The 13054-nt window shown below is 70.8% G+C and carries 8 protein-coding genes and 1 pseudogene; 2 read left to right on the top strand and 7 right to left on the bottom strand.

All coding sequences use genetic code 11. The annotated features are described in order from the left end of the window. Window positions 1-5 precede the first annotated feature (5 nt). The 7 genes from ACFY0I_RS19875 to nirB form a co-directional block, all read right to left on the bottom strand. On the bottom strand, window positions 6-2351 hold the full coding sequence (locus ACFY0I_RS19875; protein ID WP_388897240.1) for a molybdopterin oxidoreductase family protein: 2346 nt from the start codon (window positions 2349-2351) through the stop codon (window positions 6-8). After that, window positions 2348-3448 carry an MFS transporter gene (locus tag ACFY0I_RS19870; RefSeq protein ID WP_388897237.1) on the bottom strand — a complete coding sequence of 367 codons (1101 nt, stop codon included), beginning with the start codon at window positions 3446-3448 and terminating at the stop codon, window positions 2348-2350. The genes ACFY0I_RS19875 and ACFY0I_RS19870 overlap by 4 nt, the downstream gene beginning before the upstream one ends. A 125-nt stretch (window positions 3449-3573) precedes the next feature. Continuing rightward, a complete protein-coding gene (pflA, locus tag ACFY0I_RS19865; RefSeq protein WP_388897234.1) occupies window positions 3574-4407 on the bottom strand; it encodes a pyruvate formate-lyase-activating protein in 834 nt (277 codons plus the stop codon). Window positions 4408-4518: 111 nt separating this feature from the next. Continuing rightward, window positions 4519-6789: a formate C-acetyltransferase gene (gene pflB / locus ACFY0I_RS19860; RefSeq protein ID WP_388897232.1), complete on the bottom strand. Its 2271-nt coding sequence runs from the start codon at window positions 6787-6789 to the stop codon at window positions 4519-4521. A 218-nt stretch (window positions 6790-7007) separates the two neighbouring features. Further along, on the bottom strand, window positions 7008-7154 hold the full coding sequence (locus ACFY0I_RS19855; RefSeq protein ID WP_388897229.1) for a hypothetical protein: 147 nt from the start codon (window positions 7152-7154) through the stop codon (window positions 7008-7010). A gap of 260 nt (window positions 7155-7414) precedes the next feature. Continuing rightward, window positions 7415-8821, bottom strand: a complete 1407-nt coding sequence (locus ACFY0I_RS19850; RefSeq protein ID WP_388897226.1) for a NarK family nitrate/nitrite MFS transporter — start codon at window positions 8819-8821, stop codon at window positions 7415-7417. Between the two features lie 132 nt (window positions 8822-8953). Next, a complete protein-coding gene (nirB, locus tag ACFY0I_RS19845; protein ID WP_388897223.1) occupies window positions 8954-11722 on the bottom strand; it encodes a nitrite reductase large subunit NirB in 2769 nt (922 codons plus the stop codon). Window positions 11723-11988: 266 nt separating this feature from the next. Between nirB and ACFY0I_RS19840 the strand changes: the two genes are divergently transcribed. Continuing rightward, the gene (locus tag ACFY0I_RS19840; protein ID WP_388897220.1) at window positions 11989-12720 is read left to right on the top strand and encodes a sirohydrochlorin chelatase; all 732 of its coding nucleotides are present in this window, start codon (window positions 11989-11991) and stop codon (window positions 12718-12720) included. Further along, window positions 12689-12946 (top strand): annotated as a pseudogene (locus ACFY0I_RS19835) (low temperature requirement protein A); the annotation flags it as partial. The gene ACFY0I_RS19840 and the pseudogene ACFY0I_RS19835, both read left to right, overlap by 32 nt. Window positions 12947-13054: the final 108 nt, after the last annotated feature.

The following is a 13054-nucleotide window of genomic DNA, read 5'->3' as shown; positions in this document are numbered from 1 at the left end:
GCGCGTCAGCTCCTCTCGGCCGTGCCGCGGCCCTGCGGGGACGTCGGCGGCAGGGCGTCGGTGCGGGAGACCTGGGTCTCCGGGTAGGCCTCGTGGCCGGGGGCCGTGGGCGGCGCGGGCACCTCGTCGACCCGTTCGGCGGCCTCGATGCGCGCGGCGCACACCTTGTACTCGGGGATCTTGGAGCGGGGATCGAGGGCGTCGATGGTCAGGGCGTTCGCGGCCGTCGGGACGGGCCAGTGGTACGGGATGAAGACGGTGTCGGGGCGGATGGCCTCGGTGACCAGGGCGGGGAACACCTCGCTGCCGCGTCGGGTGACGACCCGGACCGGATCGCCGTTGCGGAAGCCGTGCGAGGGGTGGACCTCCACCCAGGGCCTCGGGGTCTGTTCCACGAGGGCGCCCAGGCGGCGCGTCTGGTTGCCGGAGAGGAAGTGCGCGACGGTGCGCCCGGTGGTGAGGGAGAGCGGGTACTCCTCGGAGTACGGATCCATCGGCGCGTGCCACTCGACGACCTGGAGGTGGATCTTCCCGTCGGGGTGGTAGGTCGTGCCGCCCTCGAACAGCCGGGGGGTGCCCGGGTGGTCGGTGGACGGGCACGGCCACGCGATGCCGCCGGTCTCCTCCAGGCGCTCGTAGGTGATGCCGTAGTAGTCGTTGACGGTGCCGGCGGAAGCGACGCGCAGCTCCTCGAAGACCTCGCGCGAGCCGGGGAAGTCGAACTTGTCGCCGACGCCGAGGCGGCGGGCGAGCTCGCACATCACCCAGGTGTCGGTGCGCACCCCCGCGGGCGGCTCCTGCGCCTTGTTGTGCTTGACGACGCGGGCCTCGGTGTTGGCCATGACGCCCTCGTCCTCGGCCCACACCGTGACGGGGAAGACGACGTGGGCGTTGGTGGCCGTCTCGGAGAGGAAGAAGTCGAACTGGGCGTGGAATTCGAGGGTGTCGTACCCGTCCTTGACCGTCGCGTAGTTGGGCAGCGACACGAAGGGGTTGTTGCAGATGCCGATGAGGCCACGGATCTCCCGGCGCTGCATCTGCCAGACCATTTCCATCATGGAGGTTCCGGCGAGCGGCAGTTCGGACTCCTCGATGCCCCAGATCCGGCAGATCTGGCGGCGGTGCTCCGGATTCATGATGGAGCGCCCGCCGGGCAGCAGGTCCGACTTCTGGCCGTGCTCGCGGCCGCCCTGCCCGTTGCCCTGCCCGGTGATGGTTCCGTAGCCGGCCCCGGGCTTGCCGATGTTCCCGGTCGCGACGCACAGGTTGATGATGGACAGGCAGTTCTCGACGCCCTGCGAGTGGTGCTCGACGCCCCGGGCGTGGAACGCCATGGCGTTGCCCGCCCGGCCGAACGTCCGCGCCACCTGGAAGACCTGCTCCTCGGGGATGCCGCAGATCGCCGCCGCGCGGGCGGGCGGGTAGTCCTGGACGTTCTCCCGGACCTCCTCCCAGCCGGTGGTGTGGGCGGCGAGGTAGGCCTCGTCGGTCAGCCCCTCGGCGATGATCACGTGCAGGACGGCGTTGAAGAACGCGGAGTCCGTGCCGGGCTTGAGGGCGACGTGGATGTCGGCGGTACGGGCGACGGCCGTCTCGCGGGGATCGACGACGATCAGCGAGGCACGCCGGTCGCGGGCGCCCCACACGTACTGGGTCATCACGGGGAAGCACTCCCCCACGTTGGACCCGGCGATCAGGAGGCAGTCGGTGAGGAGGATGTCCGAGAAGGGGTTCCCGGCCCGGTCGATGCCGAACGCGAGCTTGTTGGCGCCGGCCGCGCTGACCATGCAGAGGCGGCCGTTGTAGTCCACGTGCCGGGTCTTGAGGGCGACCCGCCCGAACTTGCCGACGAGGTAGGTCTTCTCGGAGTAGAGGCTGGCGCCCCCGAGCAGCCCGAAGGCGTCGTTGCCGTGCTCCGCCTGGATGCGCCGGATCTCGGAGACGGTGAAGTCGAGCGCCTCGTCCCAGGAGCACTCGCGGAACTCCTCGTCCCGCGAGCGGCGCATGAGCGGGGCCGTCAGCCGGTCGGGGTGGTTGACCTGCTGGTAGGCGTTGATGCCCTTGGGGCACAGCCGCATCCGGTTGATGTCGTGGTTGCGGGGCTCCACGCCGAAGACCTTGCCGCCCTTGTCGACGCGCAGGTACATCCCGCACTGGACGCCGCAGAAGCAGCAGTGGGTGGGGACGAGGGTCTCGCCGTTCTGGTCGGCGTGCCACTGGTCGGCGGGAATGCCGCCGGCGTCGCGGAAGTTGCGGGTGCCGGGCGGGGCGATGGACGGGTCGAGGGGCAACGGGGCCCGGGTGGTGGCCGTCCTGGCGGGTTCCGTCCTGGCGGGGTCCGTCGCGGTCACTTGAAGCCCTTCTTGACGTGGGTCAGGTAGGCGTTGCCGCGGAGCACCCGCTTGCAGCGCGGGCAGTATTCGGCCCAGGCGTCGAAGTCGAGCTTCAGGTCCTTCATCGTGCCGCGCAGGTTCTCCACGTACGGGGCGGTGTCGACGGGCTCCCCGCAGCGCTTGCAGGCGAAGACCTGCTCGTCCTGGCGGCCCGTGTACTTGAAGAGCTGCATGCCGACGGCCGCCGGGCGCTGGACGATGTGGAAGAACTTCCCGAAGGGGATGTAGATGAGGGTGAAGACGACCGACACCATGTGCAGGATCGCGAGGAACTCGTAGCCGCCGCCGTGCAGGAAGATCGACGAGAACGTCAGCAGCAGCCCCGTCACCGAGATGACGATCAGGCAGATCAGCGGCAGCAGGTCGTACGCGAAGCGTTGGCCGGTGATGGCGCCCCGGTCCTTCATCCGGCGCCACAGGAAGTACGAGGCTCCGGGGATGACGAGGACGGCGGCGATGTCCAGGCCGTGGAACATCAGCCAGCCCAGGATGCTCAGCGAGTCGAAGCCGAGGACCTTGACCCCCCAGATCCGCATCGCGTAGCCGGGACCGGCGCCGCTGTCGGAGGTGAAGGTGAACCAACCCCAGGTGAGGGGGAAGGTGATCGCGGCGGCCAGCAGGCAGCCCCAGAAGATCAGCTGGTGGGCGGCCCAGCGGCCGCGCGAGCGGGCGCCGAGGAACTTCTGGAAGCCGAGGTAGGTGGCGATCATCCTGGGCAGCGCGGTGGGCGCCTTCTTGAAGTTGGCGACCGAGAAGAAGCTGCCGAACCCCTTCTTGAAGAGGCGGCGCGCGCCGGGCGCCGAGACCCACACGGTGTAGCGGTAGGCCACGCCGAAGGCCAGGAAGACGGTCGCGACGGCGTACGGCAGCAGGGCGGAGTCGAAGTCCCGCAGGAGCCGACTGCCGAGCACGATCGCGGCGATGAGCAACAGCGACACGACGACGCCCGCCAGGGTGGCCCGTGCGGTGACGGACCGCCCGGCGGGCGGCGGGGTGGCGGGCACCCCGGGCGGCGGTGGCGGGGCTTCGGCGATGAGTTCTGTGGGCTCGGACACAGCCACCACGCTAGGCGGTTCGTCCCGATTCAGCCTCTTGTGCCCGTTGTCGGGTTGGGCCGAACGGGGTCGACCGGGTCAGCCGGGGTGGGACCGGGACACGCGCGGCGGCCACGACGACCCGGTCAGACGGCCGTCAGCCCGCGGGCGGCGAAGACCGCCTTCGCCGCGGCGACCTGCTCCGCGTCGGGCGACGGGGTGTCGTGCAGGGTGAACGGCATGCCCAGGGACTCCCATTTGCTCTCGCCGAGCTTGTGGAAGGGCAGGACGTCGACCCGCGAGACGTTGCCGAGCGTGGCCGCGAAGTCGGCGACGCCCTCGACGTTCTCCCGCGCGTCGGTGAGCCCGGGGACCAGGACGAACCGCAGGTGCACCTCCTTGCCGAGGTCGGCGAGGCGCCGGGCGAAGTCCAGGGTGGGCTCCAGCGGGCGGCCGGTGACCTTCCGGTAGGTGTCGCGGTCCCAGGACTTGATGTCGAGCAGGACGAGGTCCACGTCGCGCAGCAGGGAGGCGGTGGCGCGGGCGCCGAGGAAGCCGGAGGTGTCCAGGGCGGTGTGCAGGCCGAGGTCGTTCTTCATCCGGTGCAGCAGCTCGCCCGCGAAGACGGGCTGTAGCAGGGGCTCGCCTCCGGAGATGGTGGCACCGCCGCCCGAGGCCGAGATGAACCGGGTGTACTTGCGGGCCTCGGCGATGACCTCGTCGGCCGAGGTGCGCGTGCCGTTGCGCATGCGCATGGTGTCGGGGTTGTGGCAGTAAAGGCAGCTCAGCGGGCAGCCCGCGAGGAACGTGACGAAGCGCGTTCCGGGGCCGTCGACGCCGGTGGACAGGTCCCAGGAGTGCACCGAGCCCTCGCTCGGCCGCTGCGTCGCGGCGGCGGCCGGCGTCCGGCCGGGGCCGGCGGCCGTGGCGATGGCGTTGGCCCGGCCGACGGGGATGCTCGTACCGAAGAGGACGTTCATGGCAGGCGCTCCAGAGTGAGCCGGTGTCCGTGGGGATCGAGGTGGAACGCGCGGTCCCGGGGCCGGGGTGAGGGGTGGGGGCCCGGCCCCGGGCCGCGCGGTACGGGGGCTCTACAGCGAGCCGTGGAAGGTGCGGTTCAGCACGTCGAGCTGCTGGTCCCGCGTGAGCCGGACGAAGTTCACCGCGTATCCGCTGACGCGGATGGTCAGCTGCGGGTAGTTCTCCGGGTGCTCCATGGCATCCATGAGCGTGTCGCGGTTGAGCACGTTCACGTTCATGTGGAAGCCGTCGCTGGCCATGTAGCCGTCGAGGACGCCCGCCAGGTTCTTGATCCGCTCCTCGGGGGTGCGGCCCAGGCCGTCGGGGGTGACGGTGTTGGTCAGCGAGATGCCGTCCTCGGCGTCCTCGTAGGGGAGCTTGGCGACGGACAGCGCCGAGGTGACGTAACCGTGGGTGTCGCGGCCGTTCATCGGGTTGGCGCCCGGGGAGAAGGGCTCGCCGGCGCGGCGGCCGTCCGGGGTGTTGCCCGTCTTCTTGCCGTAGACGACGTTCGAGGTGATCGTCAGCACGGACTGGGTGTGCTCGGCGTCCCGGTAGGTCTCGTGCTTGCGGACCTTCTTCATGAACTCCTCGACGAGCCAGACGGCGATGTCGTCGACCCGGTCGTCGTTGTTGCCGTAGGCCGGGTAGTCACCGTCGATGACGTAGTCGGTGGCGAGGCCGGTCTCGTCGCGCACGGCCGTGACCCTGGCGTGCTTGATGGCGGAGAGCGAGTCGGCGGCGACGGACAGGCCGGCGATGCCGCAGGCCATGGTGCGGCGCACGTCGCGGTCGTGGAGGGCCATCTCGATGCGCTCGTAGGCGTACCGGTCGTGCATGTAGTGGATGACGTTCAGGGCGTGGACGTAGGTCTGCGCGAGCCATTCCATCTGCTCGTCGAACTTCGCCATGACCTGGCCGTAGTCGAGCACCTCGGAGGTGAGCGCGCCGGTCTCCGGTCCGACCTGGGCGCCGGACTTCTCGTCGCGACCACCGTTGATCGCGTACAGCAGGGTCTTGGCGAGGTTCACGCGGGCGCCGAAGAACTGCATCTGCTTGCCGACCGGCATCGCCGAGACGCAGCAGGCGATGGCGGTGTCGTCGCCGAAGCGCGGGAGCATCAGCTCGTCGGACTCGTACTGCACCGATGAGGTGTCGATCGAGACGCGGGCGCAGAACTCCTTGAAGCCCCGGGGCAGCCGGGGGGACCAGAAGACCGTCATGTTCGGCTCGGGGGCCGGGCCGAGGTTGTAGAGGGTCTGGAGGTACCGGAAGGAGCTCTTCGTGACCAGCGGGCGGCCGTCCTCGCCCATGCCGGCGATCGATTCGGTGACCCAGGTGGGGTCGCCGCTGAAGAGCTCGTCGTACTCCGGGGTGCGCAGGAAGCGGACGATGCGGAGCTTGATGATGAAGTCGTCGACCAGCTCCTGGGCCTGCTCCTCGGTGAGGAGACCGGCTTCGATGTCGCGCTGGAGGTAGACGTCGACGAAGGTCGAGGTGCGGCCCAGCGACATGGCGGCGCCGTTCTGCTCCTTCACCGCGGCCAGGTAGGCGAAGTACAGCCACTGGATGGCCTCGCGGCCGGTGGAGGCGGGGCCGGAGATGTCGCACCCGTAGGAGGCGGCCATCGCCTTGAGTTCGGCGAGCGCGCGGATCTGCTCGGAGAGCTCCTCGCGCAGGCGGATCGTCTCCTCCAACGAACGGGGTCCCGCGGGCAGCGCGTTGAGTTCCTCCTTCTCCTCCTTCTTGAAGGCGATGAGGCGGTCGACGCCGTAGAGGGCCACCCGGCGGTAGTCGCCGATGATGCGGCCGCGTCCGTAGGCGTCGGGAAGGCCGGTGACGATGCCGGCCTTGCGGGCGGCGCGGATCTCGGGGGTGTAGGCGTCGAAGACACCGGCGTTGTGCGTCTTGCGGTAGTCGGTGAAGACCTTCTCCAGGTCCTCGGAGACCGGGTACCCGTAGGTCTCCAGGGCGCCGGCGACCATGCGCCAGCCGCCGTACGGCATGATCGCCCGCTTGAGCGGGGCGTCCGTCTGGAGGCCGACGATCAGGTCCTTTTCGCGGTCGATCCAGCCGGGGGCGTGCGCGGTGATCGTCGACGGGATGTCGTGCGCGACGTCGTAGACGCCCTTCTCGCGCTCCTCGGGGAACTTGTCCGTGATGGCCTTCCACACGGCGGTGGTCCGCTCGGTGGGGCCGGCCAGGAAGGCGTCGTCGCCTTCGTACGGCGTGTAGTTCTGCTGGATGAAGTCGCGGACGTCGATGGCGTCGCGCCACAGACCGCCCTTGAAGCCGTTCCAGGCCTCCGCGCTCTTCGTGGTTTCCGCAGGGGTCGCAGTCATGGCCGGCACCTTCTTCAGTCGCCTCGTTGCTTGCTTCCATTGCACGCCTTTTGATCGATCATTTGGCGCCGCGTTGGTCCCGAGCTGGAGCCCGAAGGTCCCGCCGTTCGCGGCGACCGACTCGCCGCACCGGTCTTGACCTGCCGTTTCAGTGGGGCCGAAAGTCCGTCGTGCGCTTGTGAAAACATTCACAAGATTCTGGGGTCGGGACCAAGAAATCAGATGATCCGAACCAGGGCGAAGCCTGTGGATACCGCGACGCACGTCGTGACCGGCCCCGGCAGCATGAAGGAGCGGTTGACGACGAAGCGGCCGACCCGGGTGGCGCCGGTCCGGTCGAAGTCGATCGCGGCGATGAAGGTCACCGCAGGTCGGCACCAGGAAACAGCCGTTGACCGCGGGTCACACGGCGATCAGGAGGGGGGCCGCAATGTCGAGCGCGAGTTCCAGCGGCATCAGGGGTCGGGCGGGGTCGGAGCGGGCGCGGGGAGCCGCTGGAGCGGCAGGGCCACGGGAAGCGGCCGGAGCCCCGATGCCGACCGGCCCGCGGTCGCGCCGGGGAGTACCGGTCGGCCGCGGGCCGGGAGTGGGGGCCGACCCGGAGGGACGGAACGGCCGGGACGGCCTAGCTGGGGGCTTCCGCGCCCTTGCGGGCGTAGAACCACCAGGCGACGACCACGCAGCTGGCGTAGAAGGCCACGAATCCCCACATGGCGCTGGTGACGGCGAAGTTCGCGAACATCGCCGGGATGAAGAAGAAGCCGTAGGCCGCGATGGCGGCGGTGAAGCCGGTCACCGCGCCCGACTCGATCTCCGCCTGCTTGAGCGCGGCCGTGTACTGCGGGGTGCCCTCGGTCAGGCCCTTCAGGTGCAGGCCGCGGAAGATGACCGGGATCTGGCGGAAGGTCGAGCCGTTGCCGATGCCCGAGAAGAAGAAGGCCGCCAGGAAACAGAAGAAGAAGCCGTAGAAGGAGCCCTGGTCGGAGCCCACCGGCAGGAAGGTGATCACGCCGATGATCGAGACGGCCATGCCGACGAAGGACAGGATCGTGACCCGGGCGCCGCCCAGCTTGTCGGCGATCCAGCCGCCCGCCCAGCGCGCCAGGGCTCCGATGGCCGGCCCCATCCAGGCGTAGGTGGCCACGGAGTAGTCGGGGAAGGTGGTCTTGATGAGCAGCGGCAGGGCGGCGGCGAAGCCGATGAAGGAGCCGAAGGTGCCGACGTAGAGCCAGGTCATCAGCCAGTTGTGCTTGCGCTTGAAGATGACCTTCTGCTGGCTGAAGGGGGTGGAGGCGACCTTCAGGTCGTTCTGACCGAACCAGGCGATCACCGCGAGGACGATCAGGACCGGGACCCACACGAAAGCGGCGTTCTGGAGGTAGATCTCCGAGCCGTCGGCCTTCTTCTGGCCCGCGCCGATCGCCAGCACCGAGGCGGTGATCAGGATGGGCGTCAGCAGTTGGACCACCGAGACGCCCAGGTTGCCGAGGCCGCCGTTGATGCCGGTCGCGTTGCCCTTCTCCTGCTTCGGGTAGAAGAAGCCGATGTTGGCCAGCGAGGAGGAGAAGTTGGCGCCGCCGATGCCGCAGAGCGCGGCGATCGCGACCATCGTGGTGTACGAGGTGTTGGGGTCCTGCACCGCGAAACCGAGCCACAGCAGCGGCACGATCAGCACCACCGTCGAAAGCGCCGTGAAGCGGCGCTGCCCGATCATCGGGCCGAGGAAGGTGTAGAAGACGCGGGCGGTGCCGCCCGTGATGCCCGGTACGGCGGTCAGCCAGAACAGCTGCGACTGCGAGAAGCCGAAGCCGACGTCCTTCAGGTTCGTCGCGGTGATGCTCCAGACCTGCCACACCACGAAGGCCACCAGCAGCGCCGGTACGGCGATCCACAGGTTGCGGGTCGCGACCCTCTTGCCGGTGGTGCGCCAGAAGGTCGGATCCTCCGGCGTCCATTCGGTGATGGTGCGGCCGGGGCGGTACTGCGCCGGATCGGCCAGCACCTCTGGCACTTGCTGCGTGGCGGTACTCATCGCGTGATCCTGAACGTCGAGAAGGGTCCTGACCTATCCAGGTTCCGCCCGCGACGCCGTCCCGCATCAGGGGCGAACGTCGTGTGGGCGACAGGACAAGGTCCTGTCGCCCACACGACGTTCGGCGGCCGGTCAGCGCAGGGCGACCACCGGCAGGGAGACCCGCGGGTCGTCCAGACAGACGCCGGTGCGCAGGTCGAAGACCTGCTTGTGCATCGGCGACGTCACCACCGGCGCGCCGTCCCGCGAGCCCATGATTCCGTCGCAGATCACGTCGGCGCCCGAGAAGGGGTCCCGGTTCCCGACCGCGTACACCGCACCGGTCCGGTCCTTGAAGACGGCCGCCTCGGTGCCGTCGGCGAGCCGCACCGCACGTCCCCGGCCCGGCTCCAGAGCGTTGTCGGCCGCAGCGCCGGGGGCCGTCCCGCCCGGGGGCACCGGTCCGAAGCGTTCCAGGGCCTGCGGGTCCTCGAGTACGGCCTGCCACTCGTCCTCGTACGCCGCCACGTGCCGCTCCATCTGCGCCTCCAACTCGGCGCAGATGCCGAGCGAGTCCTCGATGAGGACGGCCTTCAGGTGCTCCGTGCCGCCCTCGATCCGCTCGATCCAGGTGGCCGTGCGCTCCAGCCGTTCACCGGTGCGCACGTAGTACATGAGGAAGCGGTCGACCAGCTTGAGGAGCGCGTCCGTCGTCAGGTCGGAGGCCAGCAGGTCGGCGTGGCGGGGGGTGGCCCCGCCGTTGCCACCGACGTACAGGTTCCAGCCGTTGGCGGTGGCGATGACGCCGATGTCCTTGCCCCGGGCCTCCGCGCACTCGCGCAGGCAGCCCGAGACGCCGCCCTTGAACTTGTGCGGGGTGCGCAGGCCCCGGTAGCGCAGCTCCAGGTCGATGGCGAGCCGGATCGAGTCGCCCTGCCCGAAGCGGCAGAACCGGGCGCCGACGCAGGACTTCACGGCGCGCAGGGACTTCCCGTAGGCCTGACCCGATTCGAAGCCGGCTCCGCCGAGGCGCCTCCAGATGTCGGGGAGTTGTTCCTTGCGGACCCCGAACAGGCCGATCCGCTGCGCGCCGGTGATCTTCGTGTAGAGGCCGTGGTCCCGGGCCACCTCGCCCAGCGCGATGACCTGCTCGGCGGTGATCTCGCCGCCCGCGACGCGCGGGACGACGGAGTAGCTGCCGTCCTTCTGGAGGTTGGCGAGGAAGAGGTCGTTGGTGTCCTGCAACGTCGCCTGTTCGCCGCGCAGGATGTGGCCGATGCCGAGGTCCGGGGCGAGGGTGCCGAGTACGTTGCCGACGACCGGCTTGCAGACGGCGCAGCCCTCGCCGCCCTCCCCGTACGCCTCCAGCAGCTCGCCGAAGCCGCGGATGCGTTCGGTGCGGACCTTCTCGTAGATCTCGGCGCGGGTGAGGGCGAAGTGTTCGCACAACCCGCGGGGCTTCTCGATGCCCTGCTCCGACAGTTCGGCGTCCAGGACGGCTTGGAGGGTCCCCAGGCAGCCGCCGCAGCCGGTACCGGCCTTGGTGCACTTCTTGATCCCACCGATGTCGGTGAGGGATTCGGCGGTGACCGCGGTGCGCACCTGACCCTTGGTGACGTTGTGGCAGGAGCACACCACCGCGTCGTCGGGCAGGCTGTCCGCTCCGGGTGGCGCCGTCCCCTCCGTCGGGGGCAGGAGGAAGGCCTCGGGCGGCGCCGGCAGTGGGCGTCCCGCGTGCGGCTTCAGCGAGCCGTAGGCCTGCGCGTCGCCGACCAGGATCCCGCCGAGGAGGGCGCCGTCCGGGCCGAGCAGCAGCTTCTTGTAGACGCCCTCGCGGGTGTCGGAGAAGACCACGGACACCGCCCCGTCCCGCCCTTCGGGCGCGAAGGGGTCACCGAAGGAGGCCACGTCGGCGCCCATCAGCTTCAGCTTGGTGGAGGTGTCGGCCCCGGTGAAGGTCAGTTCGCCCGCGCCCGCGAGGGCTTCGGCGACCGTCTCCGCCATCTGGTAGCCGGGCGCCACCAGCCCGTACACCTTGCCGTCCACCGTTTGCGCGCACTCGCCGATCGCGTGGACGAAGGGGTCGCTGGTGCGGCAGTGCGCGTCCACGACGACGCCGCCGCGGTCTCCGACCGCCAGCCCGCACTCGCGGGCCAGCCGGTCGCGGGGGCGCACCCCGGCGGAGAAGACCACGACCTCGGCGCTGATCTCCCGCCCGTCGGTGAGCCGCAGCGCGCGGGCCCGGCCGTCGGCGTCGACCCGGACGGCGGCCGCGCCGACGCCGGTGTGCACGGCCACGCCCATCGACTCGATCGTGGCGCGCAGGGCGGCGGCGCCGCCGTCGTCCACCTGGAGGGGCATCAGCCGGGGCGCGAACTCCACGACGTGCGTGGTCAGTCCGAGGGTGCGCAGCGCTCCCGCGGCCTCCAATCCGAGCAGCCCGCCGCCGATGACCACACCGCTGCGGGCGTCGCCGGCATAGCCGGTCAGGGCCCGTACGTCGTCGAGGGTGCGGTAGGTGAAGCAGCCTTCCGCACCGGCGCCCTCGATGGGCGGCACGAAGGGGTGGGAGCCGGTCGCCAGGACCAGCGCGTCGTAGCCGTGGACGGCGCCGGAGCGGCTGGTGACGGTGCGGCCGGCGGTGTCGATCAGTTCGGCCGGGTCCCCCAGGCGCAGGTCGATCCCGTGCCGTTCCAGGAAGCCGGGTGCGAGCAGCGACAGGTCCTCGCCGGTGGAGCCGGTGAAGGCGGCGGACAGGTGCACCCGGTCGTAGGCGGGGACGCGCTCCTCGGCGAGGACGGTCACCCGCCATCCCGCGCCGTCCGGCCGGGCGGGGTCCACGAGCGCGTCGCGCTCGGCGAGGGCCTCCAGCAGGCGGTGTCCCACCATGCCGTGGCCGATGACAAGCAGCGTCTGCGCCATGGGTCTCACTCCGTGTGCGAGGGGTGCGTGCGGGAGGGGTGCGTGTGCGAGGGGTGCGGGCAGGTGGCTTCCCCGCTTCTCGACGGTAGGTCCCTCCCGTGGCCCCGGACTCCCGAAAAGGGCCCGTGGGGGCGGGGACACGGGCCCGTTCCGCGCGGGACCTGTGGCCTGCGCGCAGGGTCCTTGGACCGGCTCCGCCCGGTCGCCCGGGCGCTTAGCGTGGGCTGGGGACAGGGGGGCCGGTCCGCGTTCTCCGGAGGTACCAGATGCTCGTCCTCGCCGTGCACGGCAGCGCGGCCCCGGCCGCCGCGGCGACCGTGCGCCGCCTCACGTACGCCGTGGAGGCCCTCGGCGGGGTCCGACCGGTCGTGGGCCACCTGGACGTGCAGCGCCCCTCCCTCGCCGAGGTCGTCCGGGAGCACCCGGGGGCGGTGGTCGTGCCGCTGCTGCTGGGCGACGGCTACCACCTGCGCGTGGACGTCCCCGCGGTCCTGGAGGGCACCGGCTGCCACCTCGCGGGCGGCCTCGGTGGCGAGCCCGCCGTCGCCCTGGCCCTGTACGGGCGCCTGCGGGAAGCCGAACGCCGCCGGGGCCCCCTCACCCGGGCCGACGCGGTGCTCGTGGCCGGCGCGGGCTCCTCCCGCCCCGGCGGCAACGCGGGCACGGAGACGGCCGCGGCCCGGCTCTCGGAACTGCTGGCGGCCGACCGCGGGCCCGGCCACGTCCCGGTGGTCCCCGCGTACCTCACCTCGGCCGGTCCCACCGTCCCCGAGGCGCTCGCCGCGCTCCGGGCGGCCGGACACCGCCGGATCGCGATCGTGGCGCACCTGCTGGCGCCGGGCCGCTTCACGCGGGCCCTCGCCGACGCCGACGCCTGGGCCGTCACCGACCCGCTGGCCGACCATCCGCGGATCGCCCGGCTGGTGCTGGACCGGTACGAGTCCCAGGAGTCCGCCCGGGGTACCCGTGTCCCGCGGGCCGCGCGCCTCGCCTGCTAGCAGGCCCGGCTTTGCTGTGCTGAGCGGTATGACGTACGTACCGATGACCGCCCGCAGCCGCCACGAGGACCATCGGGCGGCGACCCCGCTGGAGCTGTTCTTCGACCTCTGTTTCGTCGTCGCGATCGCTCAGGCCGGGGCGCGGCTGGTGCACTCCCTCGCGGAGGGGCATCCGGGGGCCGGTGTGATCGGCTACTTCTTCGTCTTCTTCGGCGTGTGGTGGGCGTGAACCAACAGTGCACCACCTTAGCGCAGGGACTCTGACCAGGCAGGTTAGGCACTTCAACTCCCGCCACCGCAAGAAGAGTTGGGAACACACAGGAAGCCCCGTCCA

Source organism: Streptomyces sp. NPDC001568 (genome assembly GCF_042893755.1).
In the GTDB taxonomy this organism is placed as follows: domain Bacteria; phylum Actinomycetota; class Actinomycetes; order Streptomycetales; family Streptomycetaceae; genus Streptomyces.
Note: the sequence above shows the minus strand (reverse complement) of the source record. Positions and strands in the feature narration are given on the sequence as shown.

Coding starts and splice junctions, on each gene's coding strand:
- pflB (WP_388897232.1), bottom strand. CDS start 6,789: ATGACTGCGACCCCTGCGGAAACCACGAAGAGCGCGGAGGCCTGGAAC.
- ACFY0I_RS19840 (WP_388897220.1), top strand. CDS start 11,989: ATGCTCGTCCTCGCCGTGCACGGCAGCGCGGCCCCGGCCGCCGCGGCG.
- pflA (WP_388897234.1), bottom strand. CDS start 4,407: ATGAACGTCCTCTTCGGTACGAGCATCCCCGTCGGCCGGGCCAACGCC.
- nirB (WP_388897223.1), bottom strand. CDS start 11,722: ATGGCGCAGACGCTGCTTGTCATCGGCCACGGCATGGTGGGACACCGC.
- ACFY0I_RS19850 (WP_388897226.1), bottom strand. CDS start 8,821: ATGAGTACCGCCACGCAGCAAGTGCCAGAGGTGCTGGCCGATCCGGCG.